This is a genomic window from Oryzihumus leptocrescens, from assembly GCF_006716205.1.
Classification (GTDB): domain Bacteria; phylum Actinomycetota; class Actinomycetes; order Actinomycetales; family Dermatophilaceae; genus Oryzihumus; species Oryzihumus leptocrescens.
In genome coordinates this window covers 2,045,177-2,063,709 of sequence record NZ_VFOQ01000001.1, presented here as the reverse complement: position 1 = coordinate 2,063,709, position 18,533 = coordinate 2,045,177, and the positions used below count along the sequence as shown (strand labels likewise).

19 protein-coding genes are annotated in these 18,533 nt (G+C 71.9%); 10 read left to right on the top strand and 9 right to left on the bottom strand.

Going from position 1 to position 18,533, the window contains the following annotated elements; all coding sequences use genetic code 11:
• Positions 1–47: 47 nt before the first annotated feature.
• Entirely contained in the window at positions 48–470 is a 423-nt protein-coding gene (locus tag FB474_RS09710) for a hypothetical protein (RefSeq protein WP_141788454.1), read from the top strand.
• A 22-nt stretch (positions 471–492) separates the two neighbouring features.
• On the opposite strand, the gene FB474_RS09705 is transcribed toward FB474_RS09710, so the two are convergent.
• The gene (locus FB474_RS09705; protein ID WP_246092117.1) at positions 493–849 is read right to left on the bottom strand and encodes a metallopeptidase family protein; all 357 of its coding nucleotides are present in this window, start codon (positions 847–849) and stop codon (positions 493–495) included.
• A gap of 249 nt (positions 850–1,098) precedes the next feature.
• On the opposite strand from FB474_RS09705, the gene FB474_RS09700 reads away from it, so the two are divergent.
• Positions 1,099–2,337 (top strand): HNH endonuclease signature motif containing protein, encoded by a 1,239-nt coding sequence (locus FB474_RS09700; protein ID WP_185746105.1) that lies wholly within the window; start codon positions 1,099–1,101, stop codon positions 2,335–2,337.
• A 254-nt stretch (positions 2,338–2,591) separates the two neighbouring features.
• On the opposite strand, the gene qcrB is transcribed toward FB474_RS09700, so the two are convergent.
• The 4 genes from qcrB to ctaE all read right to left on the bottom strand — a co-directional run bounded on the left by qcrB (position 2,592) and on the right by ctaE (position 7,023).
• Positions 2,592–4,394, bottom strand: a complete 1,803-nt coding sequence (qcrB, locus tag FB474_RS09695; protein WP_141788452.1) for a cytochrome bc1 complex cytochrome b subunit — start codon at positions 4,392–4,394, stop codon at positions 2,592–2,594.
• A complete protein-coding gene (gene qcrA, locus FB474_RS09690) occupies positions 4,391–5,461 on the bottom strand; it encodes a cytochrome bc1 complex Rieske iron-sulfur subunit (protein WP_141788451.1) in 1,071 nt (356 codons plus the stop codon). Before qcrA ends, qcrB begins: the two co-directional genes overlap by 4 nt.
• A gap of 64 nt (positions 5,462–5,525) precedes the next feature.
• Positions 5,526–6,308, bottom strand: coding sequence for a cytochrome bc1 complex diheme cytochrome c subunit (gene qcrC / locus FB474_RS09685; protein WP_141788450.1), 783 nt, complete (start codon positions 6,306–6,308; stop codon positions 5,526–5,528).
• Between the two features lie 49 nt (positions 6,309–6,357).
• Complete coding sequence (ctaE, locus tag FB474_RS09680) at positions 6,358–7,023, bottom strand: aa3-type cytochrome oxidase subunit III (protein ID WP_141788449.1); 666 nt, start codon at positions 7,021–7,023, stop codon at positions 6,358–6,360.
• A 131-nt stretch (positions 7,024–7,154) separates the two neighbouring features.
• Here ctaE and FB474_RS09675 point away from each other — a divergent pair, with 131 nt between their 5' ends.
• Positions 7,155–7,634 carry a response regulator gene (locus tag FB474_RS09675; RefSeq protein WP_246092116.1) on the top strand — a complete coding sequence of 160 codons (480 nt, stop codon included), beginning with the start codon at positions 7,155–7,157 and terminating at the stop codon, positions 7,632–7,634.
• Between the two features lies 1 nt (position 7,635).
• The gene (gene trpD, locus FB474_RS09670; protein WP_141788448.1) at positions 7,636–8,760 is read left to right on the top strand and encodes an anthranilate phosphoribosyltransferase; all 1,125 of its coding nucleotides are present in this window, start codon (positions 7,636–7,638) and stop codon (positions 8,758–8,760) included.
• Positions 8,761–8,820: 60 nt separating this feature from the next.
• On the opposite strand, the gene FB474_RS09665 is transcribed toward trpD, so the two are convergent.
• Entirely contained in the window at positions 8,821–9,105 is a 285-nt protein-coding gene (locus tag FB474_RS09665) for an Lrp/AsnC family transcriptional regulator (RefSeq protein ID WP_141788447.1), read from the bottom strand.
• 9 nt (positions 9,106–9,114) lie between these two features.
• A complete protein-coding gene (locus FB474_RS09660; RefSeq protein WP_141788446.1) occupies positions 9,115–10,884 on the bottom strand; it encodes a DEDD exonuclease domain-containing protein in 1,770 nt (589 codons plus the stop codon).
• 257 nt (positions 10,885–11,141) lie between these two features.
• Between FB474_RS09660 and FB474_RS09655 the strand changes: the two genes are divergently transcribed.
• From FB474_RS09655 to FB474_RS09640, 4 genes are read left to right on the top strand one after another with little or no spacing between them, the layout of a single operon-like run.
• On the top strand, positions 11,142–11,360 hold the full coding sequence (locus FB474_RS09655; protein ID WP_141788445.1) for a hypothetical protein: 219 nt from the start codon (positions 11,142–11,144) through the stop codon (positions 11,358–11,360).
• A gap of 33 nt (positions 11,361–11,393) precedes the next feature.
• On the top strand, positions 11,394–12,737 hold the full coding sequence (locus FB474_RS09650) for a hypothetical protein (protein WP_141788444.1): 1,344 nt from the start codon (positions 11,394–11,396) through the stop codon (positions 12,735–12,737).
• Positions 12,734–13,999 carry a M48 family metalloprotease gene (locus FB474_RS09645; protein ID WP_141788443.1) on the top strand — a complete coding sequence of 422 codons (1,266 nt, stop codon included), beginning with the start codon at positions 12,734–12,736 and terminating at the stop codon, positions 13,997–13,999. Before FB474_RS09650 ends, FB474_RS09645 begins: the two co-directional genes overlap by 4 nt.
• Before the next feature lie 11 nt (positions 14,000–14,010).
• The gene (locus FB474_RS09640; RefSeq protein WP_185746104.1) at positions 14,011–14,550 is read left to right on the top strand and encodes an NUDIX hydrolase; all 540 of its coding nucleotides are present in this window, start codon (positions 14,011–14,013) and stop codon (positions 14,548–14,550) included.
• Here FB474_RS09640 and FB474_RS09635 read toward each other — a convergent pair.
• Both FB474_RS09635 and FB474_RS09630 read right to left on the bottom strand, forming a co-directional pair.
• A complete protein-coding gene (locus FB474_RS09635; protein ID WP_141788441.1) occupies positions 14,445–15,779 on the bottom strand; it encodes a glycosyltransferase 87 family protein in 1,335 nt (444 codons plus the stop codon). The two genes, FB474_RS09640 and FB474_RS09635, sit on opposite strands and share 106 nt — an antisense overlap.
• Positions 15,780–15,795: 16 nt before the next feature.
• The gene (locus FB474_RS09630) at positions 15,796–17,595 is read right to left on the bottom strand and encodes an AMP-dependent synthetase/ligase (RefSeq protein WP_141788440.1); all 1,800 of its coding nucleotides are present in this window, start codon (positions 17,593–17,595) and stop codon (positions 15,796–15,798) included.
• A gap of 93 nt (positions 17,596–17,688) precedes the next feature.
• Between FB474_RS09630 and FB474_RS09625 the strand changes: the two genes are divergently transcribed.
• Together FB474_RS09625 and FB474_RS09620 are read left to right on the top strand one after the other, a co-directional pair.
• Complete coding sequence (locus tag FB474_RS09625; protein WP_141788439.1) at positions 17,689–18,075, top strand: polyketide cyclase / dehydrase and lipid transport; 387 nt, start codon at positions 17,689–17,691, stop codon at positions 18,073–18,075.
• A 10-nt stretch (positions 18,076–18,085) separates the two neighbouring features.
• Positions 18,086–18,529, top strand: coding sequence for an SRPBCC family protein (locus FB474_RS09620; protein ID WP_141788438.1), 444 nt, complete (start codon positions 18,086–18,088; stop codon positions 18,527–18,529).
• The last annotated feature ends 4 nt before the right edge of the window (positions 18,530–18,533 follow it).

Here is an 18,533-nt window from a genome sequence, read left to right as displayed (position 1 = left end):
CTGCCTATCCTCGATCGCACGGGGGAGAAGGTCACGAGGAGGGCGACGTGGACCCACGCCTGGTGGAGGCGCTGGAACCGGTGCTGCGCGACGCGCGGTCGACGGTGGGCGTGGTGCCCGAGATCTGCGACCGGTCCTGGGCTGACGACCCGAGGCCGACGTGGGCAGGGAGCGACCCGGTTGCCCCGGAACAGCTGTGGGCAGAGATGCACGCGCCGGACGGCTCGATCTGGGGTGTGTGGGTGCTGGCGGACGACCCGCCTGCCGAGCGGGTGGTGCGGGCGGCCGACCAGGTCCAGGAGTGGGTTGTCGAGCAGCTGTGGGGGCTCAGGCGTTCGACCTCGTGGCCAGGGTGCCCCGAGCACCCCGACACGCACCCCCTGGCTCCCACGCTTTGGGACGGCGTCCCGGTGTGGGCGTGCCCCCGAAGCGGTCGAGTGGCGTGCGAGATCGGTGCGCTGGGTCGCTGACCGACGACGGTGTCGTGGCTGGTCAGTCCCAGCCGAGCGCGTGGAGCCGGTCGTCGTCGATCCCGAAGTGGTGCGCGATCTCGTGCACGACGGTCACGGCGATCTCCTCGAGCAGCTCCTCGCGGTCCTCGCACATGCGCTGCAAGGGGCCCTGGAACAGCGTGATCCGGTCCGGGAGCGACCCCATGGCCCAGGCGTCGCCGCGCTCGGTCAGGGGAGTGCCGTCGTAGACGCCGAGCAGGTCCGGGTCCTGGTCCGGCGGCTCGTCCTCGACCAGGAAGACGACGTTGTCCATCAGGTCGAGCAGCTCGGCGGGGACCTCATCGAGCGCGTCGCCGACGGCGTCCTCGAACTCCTGGCGCGTCATCCGGAATCCCATGCCCCGCAGCCTCTCATCCACTGCCCTGTATGCCGTGTGGTCGGGAGCGTCGGGCTCGCTCGCGCCCGCGGGGGCCAGGGGTGTGAACGGTGTGTGCAGCCTGCCAGTGGTCGAATGTATGTTCGAATTATGCATCAGGGGGATCGTCGTCAGGGGGCCGTGGCCAGCGGGTCTGGTGGCGTGCCCGCGGCGGGGTCGGAATCGTCTGGTGGTGCAGGGTCGGCAGGTGCTGCTCCGGGTGACGGGGCCGTGGTGTTGTTCGCGGACCGGTTGGCGGTGGTGGATGCGGCGGCGGAGGCGTTGACCGGGCTGGCCGAGGTGGTGCACCAGTGCCGGGGCGCGGATCTGGGTCCGGCGATGGGTCGGCTGGATGTGCTGCGGCGGTTGGTGGACGCGGCCCAGGTCTCGGTGCTCGGCGAGGGCCTGGAGCGGGGCGAGGTGGCCTCCTCGACCTGCTCAACGGCGGCGGGGTGGGTGCTGGAGTGGGCGCCGTCCTACCGGGCCGGTGGGGCCGGTGACCTGGTCAAGGTCGCCCAGGCCTGCGTGGGCCGCCCGGTCGGGGCGGGCGCGGCGCACGTGTTGGACCACGGGTCGGTGCGGCGGCTGCGGGGGTGCGTGCTGGCCGGCCGGGTGGGGGTGCGCTGCGCGGCGGTCGTGCTGGCGGAGATGCACAAGCTCGGTCCCCGGTTGACGCCGCAGGCTCTGCCCACGGTGTGGGAGGGGTTCCTTCAGGTCGCCGAGGAGGCGGGGCCGCGGGAGGTGCGGGGGTTGCGGGAGCGGATCATCGCCGCCTACGGGCGGGATCAGGAGTTCCAGGTCCGCCAGGACCGGCTCAAGCACGGGGTGTCGTTGTCGGCGGGCCGGGCCGATGACGGGATGGTGGAGTACCAGCTGCGTCTGGACCCCGAGGGGGCGAGCGTGTTGGAGGCGGCGATCGGGCCGTTGTCCGCGCCGTACCCGGTCGACGGCATCAGCGACCTGCGGAGCAGCGATCAGCGGCGCGGGGACGCCCTGGTCGAGGCCTGCCGCCGGTCCACGGCCGCCGGGGGTGAGGTGCCGGTGCAGACCAAGGCGCAGGTCTTCGTGGCCATGGACTTCCAGGACCTCAAGGACGCCTGCGGGTCCGGATCGGTGCTGGGCAGCGGGAGCCTGTTGGGTCCGGAGACGGTGCGCCGGATCGCCTGCGACGCCGCGGTCATCCCGGTGGTGCTGGGCACCCAGGGGGAGGTCCTCGACCTCGGCCGCACAAGAAGGCTTTTCACCCCGGCCCAGCTGAAGTACCTCTGGCAGAGGGACCAGGGCTGCACCATCCCGGGCTGTCACGCCCCGCCGTGGTGGTGCGACGGGCACCACGTCATCCACTGGGCCAACGGCGGGGCCACCGACGTCGGCAACGCGGCCCTGTTGTGCGGGCGGCACCACACGATCGTGCACCAGCGCGGCTGGACCGCGACGGTCACCGCGACCGGGGTCACCTGGCACACCTGAGGCCCCCGCCCCGCACCCGGCCCGAGCAGGGCCGGGCCAGCGGCATGTCCGTGGTCGCGTGCTGCTGCGCCCGCGCAGGGGAGAGATCTGCGCCGGACCGGAGAGCACACGAAGCGCGGGACAGGGAGTCAGCCGTCCGCAGCGTGCGGACTCGGGGAGCCAGGGGCACGGCATGCCCAAGGGTGGTGCGGGGGCCGGGGACGAGGAAGGCCCCCGGCCAGCTGGTCGGGGGCCTTCCTCATGGGCTGTGGTGATCAGCGGGTGCTGGTCTCCGAGCCCTCCTCTTCGTGCGGGGCGTAGGCGTCGACGTCGTCGCGCTCGTCCGCGCCACCGTGCAGCTGACCGACCCACTGCGGGCGACCCTCGATGGAGTGCAGTGCCTCCTCCTCGTGGCCGTCGTGGTGGGCGGCAGCCAGCTCGGCGGGGGTGACGGGGTCAACCCGGTCCTCGAAGTAGAACTTCGAGAGCTTGGCCCGCATCCGCTCCATGGCCGCGCCCGGGCGGCGGACACCGTTGGCGTCTACCGAGGAGCCGAGCTCGAGCGGACGGTGAGCCTCGTGCTGCACCAGCGTCCAGCGCTCGAGCTCGCCCAGCGGCTCGTGGACCTCGAAGAAGCGGCCCTCGGCGGTGCGGACGATCCGGCCGGTCTCGCGACCGTGCAGGACCAGGTCGCGGTCACGGCGCTGCAGGCTCAGGCAGATCCGCTTGGTGACCCAGAAGGCCAGCGGGGGAGCGACGAGCAGCAGCACCCGGAAGGTGTTGGTGATGTCGTTGATCGACAGGCCCAGCTTGATGGCGATCAGGTCGTTGCCCGCGGCGAAGAACAGGATGCCGTAGAAGACCAGGGCCATGACGCCGATGCCGGTGCGCGTCGGGGCGTTGCGCGGGCGGTCCAGCAGGTGGTGCTCGCGCTTGTCACCGGTGACCCACGCCTCGAGGAAGGGGTAGGCGCCGGCGAGGCCGTACAGCACCGGGATCAGCAGGATCGCCGGGATGAAGACGTTCAGCCCGAGCGTGAAGCCCCAGAAGTGCAGCTCGGTCCAGCCCGGCATCAGGCGCAGGGCGCCGTCGGCGAAGCCCATGTACCAGTCAGGCTGCGAACCCGCGGTGACCGGTGAGGGGTCGTAGGGGCCGTACATCCAGATCGGGTTGATCGTGACCAGGGCCGAGATCAGGGCGGTGACACCGAAGACGATGAAGAAGAAGCCACCGGCCTTGGCGATGTAGACCGGCATGAGCGGGTAGCCCACGACGTTCTCGTTCGTGCGGCCCGGCCCGGGGTACTGGGTGTGCTTGTGCACCATGACCAGCACGATGTGGGCGGTGAACAGGCCCACGATGATCGCCGGGATCAGCAGCACGTGGACGGTGTAGAGGCGGGGGATGATCGCCTCGCCCGGGAACGCACCGCCGAAGACGAAGTAGGCGATGTAGGAGCCCAGGACCGGGATCGACTGCATGAAGCCCTCAGCAGCCCGCAGACCGGTGCCCGAGAGCAGGTCGTCCGGCAGCGAGTAGCCGGCGAAGCCCTCGACGATGGCCAGCATCGACAGGATGGTGCCGATGACCCAGTTGATCTCACGCGGCTTGCGGAACGCGCCGGTGAAGAACACCCGGAACATGTGGACCATGATCGACACGATGAACAGCAGGGCTGCCCAGTGGTGGATCTGACGGATGATCAGGCCACCGCGGACGTCGAACGAGATGTCCAGCGTGGACTTGTAGGCCTCGCTCATGGAGATGCCCTTGAGCGGGACGTGTGACCCGTTGTAGATCACGTGGCCCGCGCTCGGGACGAACCAGAAGGTCAGGAAGGTGCCCGACAGCAGCAGGATCACGAGGGAGTACATCGCGATCTCGCCGAGCATGAACGACCAGTGGTCCGGGAAGACCTTCTTCAGCAGGTGGCGGACCGGCTTGGCGATGCCCGTACGGTCATCGAACCAGCCGCCCACGCCTCCGGCGACCTTCAGGGGACCAGCGACGGCCTCGGCCGGCTTGGCGTCGTTGGCGCGCAGGCTCGCTGCGCCCTTGGGGGTAGTGGTGGTGCTCATGAACCGCGCTCCCAGAAGCTCGGGCCAACCGCCTCGCGGAAGGGTGAGTCCGCAACGAGGTAGCCCTCGTTGTCAACCGTGATCTTCAGCTGCGGCAGGGGCCGGCCGGCCGGGCCGAAGATGACCTTGCAGTCCTGCGTCACGTCGAACGTCGACTGGTGGCAGGGGCACAGCAGGTGGTGCGTCTGCTGCTCGTAGAGGCCCACGGGGCAACCCACGTGGGTGCAGATCTTCGAGTAGGCCACGATCCCATCGTGACCCCAGTCGCGCTCCTTGGCCACCTTGATGTCGTCCGGGTCGAGGCGCATGAGCAGGACCGCGGCCTTGCCCTTCTCCTCGAGGACGTGCTCGCTCTTGTCGATGCCCTCGGGCATGACGTGGAAGACCGATCCGATCGTGACGTCGGTGGCCTTGATCGGGGTGCCCTCGGGGTCGCGCATGAGCTTCATGCCCTTGCGCCAGAACGTCGTGGACAGCGCGTCGCCGGGCAACGGGCCGAGGCCACCAGCCACCTGGAGCACCAGCGGCACCGCGAACAGGCCGAGGGCGCCACCGAGGGTGTACTTGATCAGCGGGCGACGGCCGAGCTGGGCCTGGTCGCCACCGCCGAGGATGGTGTCGACGGCCGCGGTGCGGTCCTCGTCCTGGGAGCGCAGCGTGTGGCGCTCCTCCACGACCTCCTCGTCGGGCATGAGCGTCTTGGCCCAGTGGACCGCGCCGGCGCCGATCATGAAGAGGCTGACAGCCAGGCTGACGCCGAGGACGACGTTCTGCAGGTTGGCCAGGCCGATGCCCGGCATGAAGACCTGGGTCCTGTGGTCGATGGCGAAGTAGGCCACGATGAAGACCAGCGTGCCGATGATCGACAGCGTGAAGAGCGTCGCCACCTGCTTCTCGGCCTTGCGGGCGGCCTTCTCGTCGACATCCGCCGAGCGGTGGATGTGCGCCGGGAGACCGGGGTTGGTGAAGCGCTCCGGGATGCCCCCGGTGCCTTCGATGTGCCCCTGGTCGAGGCGGACGGCCTCGGTGGACGTGCCGTCCGGGGCCTCGGTGCCGTGTTCGTTCATCGTGTGGTCGATCCTGTCGATTCGCGGTCGGTCAGTCGCGTGTCATGCAGTGGTGCAGCCATCGTCACGCTGCCTTGGAGCCCAGCCACACGGCGCACGCGATGAGGATGCCGATGCCGAAGATCCAGACGAACAGGCCCTCGGAGACGGGACCGAGGTTGCCCAGGCTCAGACCGCCCGGGTTCTCAGCCTTGTCGACCGAGTGCAGGTAGCTGATGATGTTGTTCTTGTCCGTGGGGGACAGGTTGGTGTCGTTGAAGACGGGCATCGACTGCGGGCCGGTGAGCATGGCCTCGTAGATGTGCTTGCCCTCGACGTTGCGCAGGCTCGGGGCGAACTTGCCGCGGGTCAGCGCGCCACCGGAGCCGGCGAAGTTGTGGCACATGGCGCAGTTGACGCGGAACAGCTCCGCGCCCTTGGCGACGTCACCGTTGCCGCTGGTGTCGGCCGCGTCCGGCACGGCCGGCCCCGGGGCGAGCGAGGCGACGTAGGCCGCCATCTGCGCGATCTGCTGGTCGGTGAACTTCACGTCGCTGTTGCGCTTGGCCTGGACCGCGGGCCCGGCGAGCGGCATACGGCCGGTGCCGACCTGGAAGTCGACGGCGGCGGCACCCACACCGACCAGGGTCGGGCCGGCCTTGCTGCCCTCGGCGTTGAGGCCGTGGCAGGTGGCGCAGTTGGCCAGGAAGAGCTTCTTGCCCTCGGCAACGTCATCGGCGGTGGCGGTCGCCGCCTGCGCGGGCTTGGGCGCGAGGGCGGCGTAGAGCCCACCCATGGCGACCAGCCCCAGCAGCAGGAGGATGACGATCGCCGCCGGGTGGCGGCGGCGGGCGGCCAGTGCGTTCACAGTGCGGTCCTGTCGGCGTCGGTGCGGAGGTCGGGGGTCACGGTCAGGGTCACTTGAGCAGGTAGATGGTCGCGAACAGCGCGATCCACACCACGTCGACGAAGTGCCAGTAGTACGAGGTGACGATGGCGCCCGTGGCCTGTGCGTGGGTGTAGCGGCGGGTCGTGAAGGTGCGGCCGATGATCAGCAGGAACGCCAGCAGGCCACCGGTGACGTGCAGGGCGTGGAAGCCCGTCGTCAGGTAGAAGACCGAGCCGTAGGCGTTGGCCGAGATCGACAGCCCCTCGTGGACGAGCGTGGCGTACTCCAGCACCTGGCCGGAGACGAAGATCGCGCCGAACACGTAGGTCAGGACGTACCACTCGCGCATGCCCCACTTGCTCAGCTGCAGCAGCGAGCCCGTGCGCGCCGGCTGGCCGTGCTCGGCCTTGAACACGCCGAGCTGGCACCACACCGACGAGATGACCAGCACGAGGGTGTTGACCGTCGCGTAGGGCACGTTGAGGTGCTCGGTCTGCGTCTTCCACAGCTCGGGGGAGACGGAGCGGATGGTGAAGTACATCGCGAACAGGCCTGCGAAGAACATGAGCTCGCTCGCCAGCCACACGATGGTGCCCACCGAGGTCATGTTCGGTCGGGTCACCGGGCCGTGGCCGGGGATCGTGCCTGCCGGGGTACTGGAGTGAACTGCTGATGCGGTCGCCACGGCGGCCATTATTGCCCCATTCCCTCGGAGGTGGGTCGGCGACCCCCCGGTCAATGCACCCGGGGCCCCGTCATCACGCGCGACGCCGCTGCTGGCGGCCGTCATCGTTGCGCCCGAACGCCTTCGGTAGCATCTGGCCCATGACCGTTTCGCACGCTCCGTCGGCTCCTTCCGCTGCGATCGAGGGCGCACCCACCGCGGCCGGCTCGACGGTGCCGCACCGCATCCAGGTGCTGCTCTACAGCGACGACGTGGCCACCCGTGACGCCGTGCGCGTGGCGGTGGGCCGACGTCCCGCCCGGGACGTCGAGGTCGCCTCCTGGCGCGAGTGCGCGACGGCCCCGGCCGTCATCGAGGCGGTGGAGCAGGGCGGTTTCGACCTGCTCATCCTCGACGGTGAGGCTGCCCCGACCGGTGGTCTGGGCCTGTGCCGCCAGCTCAAGAACGAGATCTACAACTGCCCGCCCGTCCTCGTGCTGACCGGCCGCCCGCAGGACGGCTGGCTCGCGGCGTGGTCGCAGGCCGACCTGGCCGTTCCCCACCCGCTCGACCCGATCGCGGTGGCCCAGGCCGTCGCGGAGCTGGCTCGTGCGGCGGGGACCTCCACCTCCGGCAGCTGACGTGGCTGCGGACACGCCGGCGTCCGGGACGACGACCTGGCCGGCGGTGTTCACGTCGCTGCTCGCCGGGCAGGACCTGAGCTCGGCTGACGCGGCGTGGGCGATGGACCGCATCATGAGCGGTGAGGCCACGCCCGCCCAGGTGGCCGGCTTCCTCGTGGCGCTACGCGCCAAGGGCGAGACGGTCGAGGAGATGCGCGGCCTGGCGGACATGATGCTGCAGCACGCCAACCGCATCGAGGTCGCCGGGCCCAGCCTGGACATCGTCGGCACCGGCGGCGACCGGGCGCACACGGTCAACATCTCGACCATGGCCTCGATCGTGTGTGCGGCCGCCGGCATCAAGGTGGTCAAGCACGGCAACCGGGCGGCGTCCTCCAGCTCCGGTTCGGCCGACGTGCTCGAAGCGCTCGGGGTCAACCTCACGATCCCGCCGGAGCGCGTGGTCGAGGTCGCCGAGCGGGCCGGCATCACGTTCTGCTTCGCGCAGACGTTCCACCCCTCGTTCCGCCACACGGCGGCGCCCCGGCGCGACCTGGGCATCGGGACCGCCTTCAACGCCCTCGGCCCGCTGACCAACCCGGCCCAGCCCACCTACGCGGCCGTGGGTGTCGCCGACGCGCGGCTGGCGCCGCTCATGGCGGGGGTGTTCGCCGGCCGGGGCAAGGACGCGGTGGTCTTCCGGGGCGATGACAGCCTCGACGAGCTGACCGTCTCCACCACGTCCTCGGTGTGGTGGGTCCGCGGTGGCGTGGTGCGCGAGTACACGCTCGACCCGCGCGAGCTCGGCCTCGAGCTGCACCCGCTGGAGTCCCTGCGCGGCGGGGACGCGGTCCACAACGCCGGCGTCGTGCGTGACGTGTTCGGAGGCCAGCGCGGGCCGGTGCGCGACGCGGTCGTCCTCAACGCCGGTATCGCGCTCGCCCTCACCGAGCAGGACCCCCAGGGGGGTCCCGGCGCGGGCGCCGACGCGGGCACGGGCGCAGGCTCGGCCGCGCGTACCGGCATGGACCACGCCGCGTTCACCGCGCAGGTGCGGGCGGGGATGGACCGGGCCGAGCGGGCGATCGACGAGGGCGCGGCGACCGAGGTCGTCGCGCGCTGGGTTGCGGCGACCCGCGACTGACCGTCGTACCCGACCTTCGCGCCCCGCGGCGCCTGCTGTCAGGGGCGCCGCGTGCCCGGGTCAGGCGTCGTCGAGGCCGAGGCTGAACGCTGCCTCGAGGTCGTGCCGGGAGTAGGTGCGGAACGCGATGTGCGTCTGGGTGCCGAGGACGCCCTGGACCTTGTTGAGCCGGTCGGCGATCACGTCGGCGAACTGCTCGTGCTGCTGCACACGGACCATGGCGATGAGGTCGACGTCCCCGGTGACCGAGTAGACCTCGCTCACGCCGTCGATCTCGGCGATGGCGGCGGCGACCTCGGGGATCCGGTCGACCTCGGCGTTGATCAGCACGATGGCGGAAATCACGGTGACACCCTAGCCCGCGGCGGACATGACCGCGGCCGGCGGCTGGTGCCGCAGCCCCGGACCGCCGGGCTCGTCGAACGGCACCACGTCGCGCGCCGCAGCGGCCAGCGGCTCGAGCCGGGCCCGGGCGGCGCCGGCGCCGTGGGTCGGGCAGGTCCACTCGCCCTCGATGCTGACGATGCGCACCCCGGGCGACTCCAGCCAGCGCAGCACCTTCTCGGTCTCCTCCGGGTAGGCGGCGGGCGCCGGACCGGGCCCGGGGGAGACGACCTCGGCGCTGGCCCTGAGTGCCTCGATGTAGGGCATGGGGTCGGCGCCGCGGGGGCTCACGCTCGTGCCGGCGAGCCGCCCGTGACGGACGCAGATGACCTCCCAGCCGCCGGCCTCGGCGCGGCGGGCGGCGACGACCTCGGCGCTGCGGGCCAGCGGCGCGATGCGCTGGGCCCGGGCGGCGGCCCGGACCAGGTGCAGCATCCGGTCGCGCACCTCCCCGGCGTCCTCGAACCGCTCCTGGCTGGCCAGCAGGTCCATGCGACGGTGCAGGGCGGCCACGACCTCGCGTGCATCGCCGCCGATGACGCTGGCCACCCGCTCGACGACCTGGGCGTAGGACTCGACGTCCTGGGCGCCGGTGCACGGGGCGCCGCAGCGGCCCATCTCGGAGAGCGCGCAGCCCGAGGAGGTGCCCCGCAGGCTGAGCCGCTTGGTGCACTGCCGCAGCGGCACCACCTCGTGGACCGCGGCGATCGCCGCCTCGGCGGCGTGGCGCGAGGAGAAGGGCCCGACGTAGCGGGCCCCGTCGTCGCGCACCTCGCGCACGATGCTCAACCGGGGGAACGGCTCCACGGTCAGCTTGACCCACGGCGCGCGCTCGGGGTGGCGGGAGCGGCGGTTGTAGCGCGGCTTGTGCTCGGCGATGAGCCGCAGCTCGCGCACCTCGGCCTCCAGTGGCGTCTGGCACACCACCGGGGTGACGCTCTCGGCGATGCCGACCATCTCGGCCATGCGCGTGCGCTGCTCCGAGGCGGTGAAGTAGGTGCGCACCCGGGTGCGGATGTCGCGGGAGGTGCCGACGTAGAGCACCCGCCCCTTGCCGTCCTTGAACAGGTAGACCCCCGGGGAGTGCGGCAGGCCCTCGGCGAGGTGGCGCTTGCGCCGCTGCGCCGCGGACACCCTCGAGGAGAAGCTGCTCAGCTCCTCGAGGGTCAGCACCCCGAGGTTGCCGACCCGGGAGAGCAGGCCGTGCAGCACGTCGACCGTGGCCCGGGCGTCGTGCAGCGCCCGGTGGTCGGGTGTGGTGGCCGCGCCGAACAGCCGCGCCAGGGTGCCGAGCTTGCGGTCGCGTGCCTCGTCCTTGGTGACCAGCTGCCGCGCCAGGTGCGCGGTGTCGACGACCCGGAAGCCGGGCCACTCGTGTCCGGTCAGCGCTGCCGCGGCCTTGAGGAAGGACACGTCGAACGGGGCGTTGTGGGCCACGAGCACGCTGCCGCGGGCGAACTCGAGGAACGCCGGGACGGCCGTGTTGATGCGCGGGGAGTCGGCGACCATGCGGTCGGTGATGCCGGTGAGCAGGGAGATGAACGCCGGGATCGGCTCGCCGGGGTTGACCAGCGTCTGGAACTCGCCGAGCACCTCGCCGGCGCGGACCTTGACCGCGCCGATCTCGGTGATGTGCGCGCCGGCGGGGCTGCCACCGGTGGTCTCGAGGTCGACCACGACGAACGTCACCCCCGCCAAGGGGGTGCCGAGCTCGTCGAGTGTGCCTTGGACGCCCTGCATGGCAAGGACCGTATGCCGTGCCGCCGACAGGCCGTCGCGCGGCACGCGGTGACGGGGACCCGGCGGCCCCCGGCGCCCTGGCGCCCGGCCTCGCTGCGCCGGTCGCGGGCGAGTCGCGGGCGGGGTGGCGGTCAGTCGTGCGCCGGGGCAGGTCAGGGCCGCGCAGGGCAAGGCCTGTCAGACCGGGCTCCTAGCGTGCTGGGCACGGGCAGGTCCGACCCTCGGGCCCGCCGACCAGTGCAGGGAGGAGGCCAGCGATGATCGTCGACTGTGACACCTGCCCCGTCCGGGGCAGCCAGTGCGCCGACTGCGTCGTGACGGCCCTCACGGCCCCGTTGTCCGCCGACATGCCGCTGGACCGGCAGGAGCAGCGAGCGGTCTCCGCGCTCGTCGCCGCGGGTCTGGTCCGTGCCGACCGGGTGGCCGGGCTGCGGGCACGGCGCGAGCCGTGGACGGGGGCACGGGCGGCGGTCTGACCGCACACATCCACGCCGCCTAGAGTGACGCCCGTGACCCGGGCACCGCGCTGGAGGACAGCGACATACCTGACGCTGGCGGTCCTCCTCGTGGCGGCCGTCAGCGCCGTCGGTGCGTTCGCGACCGGGCTGGTGCAGCTGCCCGGCACCGCCGCGCGCCCTGCGGTGACCCGGTCCTCGACCGCCAACGCCGCGGCGCCGGCGTCGGTGGACGCCGACGCGGCCCGGGTGCAGGCGCTGCGTGACCTGCTGGACCAGCGGGCTGCCGCGGTCTCCGCCCGCAGCAAGGCGCGCTGGATGGCCACGGTCGACGACCCGCGCTCGGCCTTCGGCAAGCGGCAGGCCCAGGTCTTCGACGACCTCATGCGCCTGCCGCTGTCGCGCTTCCGGTTCGCCGACCCCGGCAGCCAGCCGGCGCTCTCGCCCACCGGTGGGGCCGGGCTCGGTCCGGGGGCGTGGGTGGCCAAGGTCCAGGGGGAGTGGGCGCTCACCGGCTACGACCGCGGGCCGCGCTCCTACGACGTCTTCCTGACCGTCGTGCACCGCGCCGCAGGGTGGCGGCTGGCCGACGACCGTGACGGGGGCACCCAGCTGCAGGTGTGGGACCTGCCCGGGATGCGGGTGCTTCGCGGCGCCACCTCGATCGTCATCGGCAACGCCCCGACAGCCCGCATGGACGCCTACCGCGCGCAGGCCGACGGGGGAGTGGCCCGGGTCAACGCCTTCTGGGGCACCGGGTGGGCCCGCCGGGTCGTCCTGGTCACGCCGTCGACACCGGCCGAGTTCGCGGCGCTGCTCAACCGAGACCGCACCGGGCTGGACCAGGTGGCGGCGGTGACCGAGGGGCCGATCACCCGCGGGGAGCCGGCACACGCGGACCGCGTGGTGGTCAACCCCGCGGCGTGGAACCGGCTGGCCGCCCTGGGGCGCCGGGTCGTGATCACCCACGAGCTGACCCACGTGGCGATCCGGTCGACCACCACCGGCCAGGTCCCGATCTGGCTGTCCGAGGGGACGGCCGACTACGTCGGCTACTCGGGCCTGGGCCTGCCGCGTCAGCGGGTCGCCTCCGAGCTGCTGACCCGGGTCCGGCAGGGCAAGGGCCCGACCCGCCTGCCGACGGCGGCAGACTTCGACCCGACGCGCAGCACGATCGCCCCCAGCTACTCGGCGGCATGGCTGGCGTGCACGCGCATCGCCGACACGTGGGGACAGGCCCGCCTGGCGGCGTTCTACCGCGCGGTGGCCCGCGCCACCGCCGGCGGCCAGGACCCTGACGCTGCGGCCGCCTCCGCCTTCCGGACCGTGCTCGGCACGACCCAGCAGCGGTTCACCCGGGACTGGCAGTCCTACCTGCGCGAGCTGGCCGCCGCATGAGCCGCCGCGCCCTCGCCGTCGGGACTCTGACGGGTCTGGCGCTGCTGGGGGTGGGCGTCGCCGTGCTCACCCCGTGGCATCCCCTCGGTGTGGACGTGTCCGTGCGACCCGACGTCGCGAGCGCCTTCACCCCCACTGAGGTGCAGCGCGCCGCGGCCTTCCGCACCGGCCTCGGCGTCTGGCCCTATGTGGCGCTGATGCTGTCGGTGGCCGTCCCGTGGGTGGTGTTCGCGGTGCTGCTGCGCCGGCGTGACCGGAGCGCTCCCACGGCGCCGCCGCGACGGGCCTGGCCGGTGGTCGTGGCCACCGCTGTCGTGGTGCTGGCGCTGCAGTGGCTGGTGGGCCTGCCCTCGGGCATCCACTCCGAGCAGGTGCTGCGCGACTACCACCTCTCGACGCAGACCTGGGCCGGGTGGCTGCGTGACGAAGCGGTCGGCTGGACGATGAACGCCGCGCTGACCGCCCTCGGCCTGCTCGTGGTCTGGTGGGTCGTGCGCCGCGCGCCGCGGCGTTGGCCGTGGCTGCTCGCCGCGGGCGCCGCCGTGGTGACCGTGCTGGGGTCGGTGCTGTACCCGCTCGTGGTCGAGCCGGCATACAACCACTTCACCCCGCTGCCCGACAGCGCGCTGACCCGATCGATCTCGGCGCTCGCCGCGCGCGACGGCATCGCCCACGTGCGCGTCGTCGTCTCCGATGCCAGCGCCCGGACCACCGGTGAGAACGCCCACGTCTCCGGCCTCGGCTCGACCCGCTGGGTCGTCCTGGACGACACCACGCTGGCCCGGGCCAGGCAGGACCCCGCCGCGGTGCTGGCGGTCGTCGCCCACGAGTTCGGCCACGTCAAGGCCCAGGACGTGCTCGTCGGCACGCTGCTCGGCGCCGTGGGCGCGGCCACCGGGGTGCTGGCGCTGGGGTGGCTGCTGACCGGTCCCCGCGGCAGGCGCTGGCTCGAGCCACGTGCCACCGGGCGGCGTTCCGTGGCACGCGGCACCGCGCTCCTGCTCGCGGTCGTGGCGACCGCGCCGTGGCTCGGGGCGCCGGTGACCAACCTGGTCAGCCGTCACCTCGAGGCCCGCGCCGACGCGCACTCCCTCGACCTGACCCGCGACATCCCGGCGTTCGAGCGGATGCAGCACGACCTGGCCGTGACCAACCTCAGCCGGCTCGAGCCGACCTGGTGGCAGACGGCACTGTTCGCCACCCACCCCGACCCCGCGTGGCGCATCGCCCAGGCCCGGGCATGGGAGCGGCTGCACCACTAGGGTGCAGGGCCGTGCCCACTCCCGCCGACGACGCCGACACCGCGGACACCGACGTGGGTGTCGAGGTCGTCCATCGCCGCGCCGTGCGCGTCGTGCTGCTCGACGAGCGCGACCACGTCCTCATGATCCACGGGTGCGACCCGCGCAACCCGGAACGCACCTACTGGTACTCCCTGGGCGGCGGCGTCGAGGAGGGCGAGGACACGCGCGAGGCAGCCGTCCGCGAGGTGTGGGAGGAGACCGGGCTGCGGCTGGCACCGGAGGAGCTCGTCGGGCCGCTGCGCGAGGACGTCGTCGTCTTCCCCTTCGACGGCAGGCAGATCCACCAGGAGCAGGTGTTCTTCGGTGCGCGGACCACGCGCTTCGAGGCCGCCCCGGCAGCGTTCGAGGAGCTCGAGGAGCTCTCGACCATCACCATCGACTGGCTGCCGGGGCGTGCGCTGGGTCAGGTCGCCGAGACGGTCTTCCCCGAGTTCCTGGCCGAGCTGGTCGAGGACCTCGTGGCCAGGGAGGCCGCCACCAGCGCCCCCACCAGCCAGAACTGGTTGTAGAACGCCTGCTTGTTGACCAGGTTGGCGACCAGCAGCATCAGCGCCAGCCAGCGCAGCAGCTCGGGCAGGTCGGGCTGGCGCCGCCACACGGTCCACATCACCGCGGCGAGCGTGCCGAACACCACCAGGCCGGTCAGGGCGAACGGCAGGGTGACCCCGAACTCGTTGAGCGCCAGCAGGTAGAGGGTGTTGGCGAACTTGATCGGGTGGAAGGTCACCAGCAGCGAGACCGTGTCGTGGACGAAGTCGGACGGGCCGGCGAGGAACCACGGGGCGATGAGGACCCCGGTGAGCGCGCCGGTGGCCACGCTGCGCTTCCAGCCGAAGGGCCGCCACACGAGCAGGATCGGCAGCAGCAGCGCCAGGTGCTGCTTGCTCGCACAGGCGAGCGCCAGCGGCACGACGGCCCACCACGGGTGGCCCCGGCGCACCAGCACCGCCCACCACAGGATCCCGGCCAGCAGCAGCGGCTCGGTCCACGCCTGGTCGACCTGGGTGAGCGTGCCGGGGGCGAGCAGCAGCAGCGCCACCAGCGGCCCGGCCGCCCACAGCGCCCGGCGGCCGGCGAGGGTGCCCCGCCCCAGCGCCAGCATCCCCGCCGCCGCCACGAGGGTCCAGAACACCAGCGCCCAGCGCACGTCGCCGGCCAGCCACCGGCCGGGAGCCAGCAGCACCGCGGTCCACGGCAGGTAGGTGAACGCGTCCTTGATACCCGGTGACCCGGTCCAGGTCATGGCGTACATGTTCTGCCCGCGCGCCAGGCCGTCGCTGGCCTGCTGCAGGGTCACCCACACGTCGATCCGCGGCGCCGGGTCGTTCACGATGGCGATCACCGACCCCACCAGGTATGCCGTGACGGCGGCTCCCAGCGTCAGCGGCCCGGTGGCCGCGCCCGGCCGCTGCACGAGCACCGCGCACACGACTGCGCCGACGATGAACGCCCCCAGGGCCCAGCGCCGGCCGCCGGGGGACAGGTAGCTGAACAGCGGCACGTAGGCGGTCACGAGGGCAGAACCCAGCAGCGCCAACGAGATCGAGCGCTGTGTCGCGGCCGGGACCGCCGGCCGGCGCCACAGCCAGGCGGCCAGCGCGAGCGTGGCCAGCGTCAGGGTCACCACGATCGCGACCTTGAACCGGACCACGCTCCACTGCAGGACGGCGAAGTACGCCACCCAGGCCAGCGCCACGGCATACGGCAGGGACCGGGCGGCCCCGGTGCGGGAGAGCATGCCTAGACCGTAGAGGTCACTCCCGCGCGCCTGAGTAGAGGGCCTCGACCTGGTCGCCGAAGTCCTTCATCACGATGTTGCGCTTGAGCTTCAGCGACGGGGTGAGGTAGCCGTTCTCCTCGGTGAAGTCGCCCGGCAGCACGGTGAACTTGCGGATGGACTCCGCCTTGGAGACCGCCTTGTTGGCGCTGTCGACGGCCCGCTGGATCTCGGCGCGGATCGTCTCGTTGGCCGGGGCGTCCTCCATGGACAGGCCCTCGAGGCCGTTGTTCTTCGCCCACTGCGGCAGCATCTCGGCGTCGAGGGTGATCAGCGCCGCGATGAACGGCTTCTGGTCGCCGACGACGATGCACTGCGAGATCAGCGGGTGGGCGCGCAGCCGGTCCTCGAGCACCGCCGGGGCGACGTTCTTGCCGCCGGCGGTGACGAGCAGCTCCTTCTTGCGGCCGGTGATCTTGAGGAAGCCGTCGTCGTCGAGCTCGCCGATGTCGCCGGTGTGGAACCAGCCGTCCTGCAGCGCCTCGGCCGAGGCCTGCCCGTTGTTGTGGTAGCCGGCGAAGACGTTGATGCCCTTGACGAGCACCTCGCCGTCGTCGGCGATGCGGATCGAGATGCCGGGCAGCGGGGCGCCGACGGTGCCGATCTTGATCAGCTCGGGGGTGTTGACGGTGGCCGGGGCCGTGGTCTCGGTCAGCCCGTAGCCCTCGAGGACGGTCAGCCCGATGCCGCGGTAGAAGTGGCCGAGGCGGGTGCCGAGCGGCGCGCCGCCGGACACGGCATACAGGACCTTGCCGCCCATGGCGGCCCGCAGCTTGCCGTAGACGAGCCGGTCGAAGACGAAGTGCTGCAGCCGCAGGCCGATGCCGGGGCCGCCCTCGTCCTGGGCCTTGCTCCACGCGATCGCGGCCTCGGCGGCGGCGTGGAAGATCCTGCCCTTGCCCTCGGCGGTGGCCTTCTGCTCGGAGGAGTTGTAGATCTTCTCGAAGACGCGGGGCACGGAGAGGATGAACGTCGGCTGGAACGTGCCGAAGTCCGCCAGCAGGTTCTTGATGTCGGCCGAGTGCCCCATGCGGGCGCCGGACGCGACGCACAGCACCTCGATGAACCGGGCGAACACGTGGGCCAGCGGCAGGAACAGCAGCGTCGAGGCGCCCTCGACGGCCACGACCGAGCCGAGCCGCTCGACGGTGTTCTCCGCCAGCGCCATGAAGTTGTCGTGGGTGAGCTGGCAGCCCTTGGGGCGGCCGGTGGTGCCCGAGGTGTAGATGATCGTGGCGGTGTCGGCCCGGTTGACCTTCGCGCGGCGCGCGTCGAGGGCGGCGCTGGTGACCGACTCTCCCTGGCGGGCGAGGGTGTCGAGGTCGCCGGCGTCGATCTGCCAGACGTGGGCCAGCGAGGGCAGCTGGTCGCGCACCTCGGTGAGCGTGGCCGCATGGGCCGGGGTCTCCAGGATGATGCCCGTGGCCCCGGAGTCGGACAGGATCCAGTTCACCTGCTCGGGGGAGGAGGTCTCGTAGATCGGGACGGCCACGGCGCCGGCGGTCCACACGGCGAAGTCGGACAGGGTCCACTCGTAGCGGGTCTTGCTCATGATCGCGACGCGGTCGCCGACGCCGATGCCGGCGGCCATCAGGCCCTTGGCCAGCGCCCGCACCTCGCGCAGGAAGCGCTCGTTGCTGACATCCACCCAGGCATCGCCCTCGCGGCGTGAGAACGCGATCGCCCCCGGTCGCTCCGCGCCGTTGCGCGCCGGGAGGTCCGAGAGGTTGCCCTCCGTCCGAGCCGGGACGAGCGGGGGTACGGCGATGTCCTTCACGCGGCCTCCTCAGCCAAAGTCTCAAGCACGCACCGGCACCTTACCCACCGGTCACTTCGGTCGCCCCATCGTGAATGTCACACTTGTGCGGCGATGCTCCTCACCGATATCCCCCTGCTGCGTTCTGCGGTGCGTGCCTGCCCCGTCGACATCGTCGACGAGACCTACATCCACGTCCCGCCGGAGGCGCTCTCGGCGCTCGTTGCCGACTCCGCGAACCACCGGCAGTGGTGGCCGCACCTGTCCCTGCACACCACCCGAGACCGGGGGGTCAAGGGACAGCGGTGGGCCGTCGTCGGGCGGATCACCGGGACGATGGAGATCTGGCTCGAGCCGTTCCGTGACGGGGTGATCCTCCACCACTACGTGCGCGGCCACGCGACCGGGTGGCGTCGCCGCTCGGAGGCCGCCCGGCACACGCTGCGCTGGAAGCGCGTGGTGACGAGGCTCAAGGACTCCCTGGAGGGGCGGGCGCTGTAGCCTTCGGGCCATGGCCGAGCGCACTGAGTCCAGCATCGACATCGACGCCACGCCGGGCGCGGTCCTCGACGTCATCGCCGACTTCGACAGCTACCCCTCCTGGGCCGGCGAGGTGAAGAAGGTCGCCGTGCTGTCCGAGGACGGCGACGGCTGGGCCGACCAGGTCGAGTTCACCCTCGATGCCGGGGCCATCAAGGACACCTACGTCCTCGACTACGACTGGGACGTCACCGAGGACGGCACCGGCGTGGTGTCGTGGTCGCTGGTGACCGCCCAGGTGCTCAAGGCCATGAACGGCTCCTACACCCTGCACGGTGACGGGACCAGCACGACCGTGACCTACCGACTGGCCGTGGACGTCAAGATCCCCATGCTGGGCATGCTCAAGCGCAAGGCCGAGAAGGTCATCATCGACACCGCGCTCAAGGAGCTCAAGAATCGCGTCGAGTCGTAGCCGG

Excerpts from the sequence above, each read along its gene's own strand:
- FB474_RS09705 (WP_246092117.1), bottom strand. The coding sequence starts at position 849 with ATGGGATTCCGGATGACGCGCCAGGAGTTCGAGGACGCCGTCGGCGAC.
- qcrB (WP_141788452.1), bottom strand. The coding sequence starts at position 4,394 with ATGAGCACCACCACTACCCCCAAGGGCGCAGCGAGCCTGCGCGCCAAC.
- qcrA (WP_141788451.1), bottom strand. The coding sequence starts at position 5,461 with ATGAACGAACACGGCACCGAGGCCCCGGACGGCACGTCCACCGAGGCC.
- ctaE (WP_141788449.1), bottom strand. The coding sequence starts at position 7,023 with ATGGCCGCCGTGGCGACCGCATCAGCAGTTCACTCCAGTACCCCGGCA.
- FB474_RS09675 (WP_246092116.1), top strand. The coding sequence starts at position 7,155 with ATGACCGTTTCGCACGCTCCGTCGGCTCCTTCCGCTGCGATCGAGGGC.
- FB474_RS09660 (WP_141788446.1), bottom strand. The coding sequence starts at position 10,884 with ATGCAGGGCGTCCAAGGCACACTCGACGAGCTCGGCACCCCCTTGGCG.
- FB474_RS09655 (WP_141788445.1), top strand. The coding sequence starts at position 11,142 with ATGATCGTCGACTGTGACACCTGCCCCGTCCGGGGCAGCCAGTGCGCC.
- FB474_RS09645 (WP_141788443.1), top strand. The coding sequence starts at position 12,734 with ATGAGCCGCCGCGCCCTCGCCGTCGGGACTCTGACGGGTCTGGCGCTG.
- FB474_RS09635 (WP_141788441.1), bottom strand. The coding sequence starts at position 15,779 with ATGCTCTCCCGCACCGGGGCCGCCCGGTCCCTGCCGTATGCCGTGGCG.
- FB474_RS09625 (WP_141788439.1), top strand. The coding sequence starts at position 17,689 with ATGCTCCTCACCGATATCCCCCTGCTGCGTTCTGCGGTGCGTGCCTGC.
- FB474_RS09620 (WP_141788438.1), top strand. The coding sequence starts at position 18,086 with ATGGCCGAGCGCACTGAGTCCAGCATCGACATCGACGCCACGCCGGGC.